3 protein-coding genes and 1 tRNA gene are annotated in these 2,839 nt (G+C 67.9%); 1 reads left to right on the top strand and 3 read right to left on the bottom strand.

The genetic code is table 11. The features are described from left to right. The 3 genes from ACESL7_RS14955 to ACESL7_RS14945 all read right to left on the bottom strand — a co-directional run bounded on the left by ACESL7_RS14955 (position 1) and on the right by ACESL7_RS14945 (position 2,254). Positions 1–90: transfer RNA gene (locus ACESL7_RS14955), tRNA-Ser, on the bottom strand. A gap of 122 nt (positions 91–212) precedes the next feature. Next, the gene (locus ACESL7_RS14950; protein WP_372894092.1) at positions 213–545 is read right to left on the bottom strand and encodes a hypothetical protein; all 333 of its coding nucleotides are present in this window, start codon (positions 543–545) and stop codon (positions 213–215) included. 11 nt (positions 546–556) lie between these two features. Further along, positions 557–2,254 carry a secretin N-terminal domain-containing protein gene (locus ACESL7_RS14945; protein WP_372894091.1) on the bottom strand — a complete coding sequence of 566 codons (1,698 nt, stop codon included), beginning with the start codon at positions 2,252–2,254 and terminating at the stop codon, positions 557–559. A 387-nt stretch (positions 2,255–2,641) separates the two neighbouring features. Here ACESL7_RS14945 and ACESL7_RS14940 point away from each other — a divergent pair. After that, a partial coding sequence (locus ACESL7_RS14940; RefSeq protein WP_372894090.1) for a hypothetical protein occupies positions 2,642–2,839 on the top strand: 198 nt, incomplete at its 3' end.

Genomic DNA, 2,839 nt, shown 5'->3' with positions numbered 1-2,839 from the left:
TGGCGGAGACGATGGGATTCGAACCCACGAGACCCTTTCGGGCCTACTCCCTTAGCAGGGGAGCGCCTTCGACCGCTCGGCCACGTCTCCGACGCCGTCTATAGCGACGCACCCGCAGGAGACACAACCCCGTTCTCGTTTCTTCGGCCAAGAACCGAGGCTGCGCCGGGATGTGGCGGCGTGTGTGCGAGCCGGCGAAGCGGGCCGTCGCCTCAGGACGACAGCGCGTGCACGTAGGTGCCGCCGCGCCGGCTGACGACGTAGAGGCTGCCGTCCATCACGCTGAACAGCGCCGCCACGGCGCCGTCGCGGCGGAACTCCGCCCCGCCCTGCACGGCGAGCGCGTTGCGGATGGCCGGGCCGTGGTCGAGGATTTCCTGTCGCGTGAAGCCCGTGCGCGCCATGGTCTCGGCGAGATCGCGCGCCGGCACCTGCACCGTTTCGCCCCCGGTCGTGGGCACGACGGCGCGGAAATCCTCGGTGACATTGGGATCACCGCAGCCCGCGGCGAGCAGCAGGGCCAGGCCGACCACCATGCGTTTCATCGCGCGCCCTCTCAATCCGTGTAGCCCATCGTGTCGAGCGCCCCGGCGAGCTCGGCGCGGAAGGCGTCCTCATCGACCGTGCCGAGCGAGGGCGGCCGGCTGCGCCCGGTCTGGAAGCGCCTGTCCTCCGGGCCGGCCAGCGTCGCGGTGACGAAGATCGCGACCTGCCGCGACTGGCTCTGGGCGCTGTCGGAGCGACCGAGGAACGGCAGGAACCTCAGGCCCGGCACGCCGCTCTCGCCCTGCTGGCGGCGCAGGTCCGAGAGCCCCGCGACCGCGGCGGTCCCGCCGTTGCGGATCTGGACGGTGTTCTCCACGTTGCGGCGGTTGACGACCGGCAGGTTCTGTTCGCCGCGGGCGACCACGTCGGAGACCTCGAGTTCCATGTCGAGGGTCAGCGTTTCGTCGCGCCCGACCTGCGGCGTGATGCGCAGGACCGTGCCGGTCTCGATCTCCTCGAGATCGGAGCGGATGAAGCTGTCGTTCTCCTGCAGGATCTGGAAGAACTCCGCGGTGGTCACGCGGATCACCGACTCCAGCCCGTCCTGCGCGAGGACCTGCGGGCTCGCCACGACGGTGGCCTGATTGTTCTCGGACAGCAGGTTGAGCGTGAGCCGCAGCGCGTTGGTGAACGCCCGCCCGCTGGTGTAGCCGAGCGCGATCTCGGAAATCTCGCTGCCCCCGTCGATGCGATTGGCGCCGGCGGCAAGGCCCGGCGGCTGGACGTCGGTGCCGATATCGAGAAAGGCATTGGTGTCGAGCACCACGACCCGCGCCTCGAGCATGATATGGTCGCGCGGCTGGTCGAACTCGGCGATGTCGGCGTGGATCTGGCGCGCAGCGTCGGGCGGTGCGCTGATCGAGATCGCGTTGGAGGTGCTGTCGGCGCGCACGTAGTCCGACAGCCGCTCGGGCAGGAGGTTCATCACCGCCTCCGCGGTGATGTGATCGAGCTTGACGAGCCGCGTGTCGTAGACGTCCCGCCCGTCGCTGTTCTTGGGCGGGAGCGGCCGGTCGAGGCGGCGCAGGAGTTCGATCGCCTCCTGCCGGGCCGAGGGCGGGCCGGAGACGGAAAGGCTGTTGCGCTCGGCGTCCACGCGCACGTGCCGCTGCAGCCGTGCGGGCAGCAGCTCGCGCGCGCTCTCGGCCGAGACGTAGCTCAGCGCCATGAAGACCGTCTGCTCGCTGTTGGGCGCGTCGATGGTCGACACATCCTCGGCGATGATCTGCAGAAGTTCCGGCGGCGCCGTCGCCACGAGGCGCCCGTTCTCCTCGTCGGCGCGGACATATTTGCGCAGCGGCTCGACGAGAAGGCTGCGCGCGCTTTCGGCACCGACGCTGCGCAGGGTGATCACCTCGGTCTGGGCAATCTCCGCGAAGAGATCGGTGCGAATGTCCGGGTTGTAGACGAGGAAATAGGTCGGCCGTTCGACCACCCTGAATCCCGTGCCTGCAAGCAGCACTTCGAGCGCGTCGGGGACGGGTTCGCCCTCGACCGTCGCGGTCACGATGCCCTGCACGCTCGGGTCGGCGACGATGTTTTCATCGGTCTGCGCGGCGATGTCGTCGAGCGCGGTGCGCAGGTCCGTTTGATAAAAGACATTGTCCACGAGGGGGGCGGTCTGTGCCCGCGCCGGTCCGGCGAGGGCGATGCCCAGCGCGCATAGAAGGACCGCGACGCGCGCTGCAAGCGGCTGTCTGGGCTGCATCGGTCACTGCCTCAATTCCTGTGCCGGGTCGTCCCGGCCTTATCGTTGCGCGCCGCCCGGCCTGTTCACCGGCTGTTCGGCGACGCACTCATTAGCATTCGACATATCACGAGTATCACGCCACGCAAAGCGTTTCGCCGAAATTTCGCCACTCTTGCGGGCATGCGGTGTCGCCCCCGGGCCACGCGGCCGGATGGCGCGGGGGCGAAGGGCGGCCGGACGGCCCGGGCCGCGGAATCGAAAAATATTTGCCTTTTCAAAAGGCTGGTGGAAATTCGAAACAAATTTTCCGTGTATTTCCCTGAAATAAATACACCCAGAGGTTGCAAACGACACCCCCGGCAATTCGGTGCCCGAACCCTGCATCCTCCGCGAAAGCGCAACAGGATGGCCCCGACATCAACCCAGACCCGTCCATTTTTAGCCGCCTTTTCCGTCGATCTTACGGATCATCGCGGCACGGACGGGACGCCCCCGGCGCCGGGCCCGCACCCGAAGACGACGCAACCCATGGAGGATACGATGAAAGCACTTCTCTCGACCGCGGGCGCCCTCGCCCTGATCGCCACCAGCGCGGCGGCGCAA

The organism is Rhodosalinus sp., from assembly GCF_041685465.1.
GTDB lineage: Bacteria > Pseudomonadota > Alphaproteobacteria > Rhodobacterales > Rhodobacteraceae > Rhodosalinus.
Note: the sequence above shows the minus strand (reverse complement) of the source record. Positions and strands in the feature narration are given on the sequence as shown.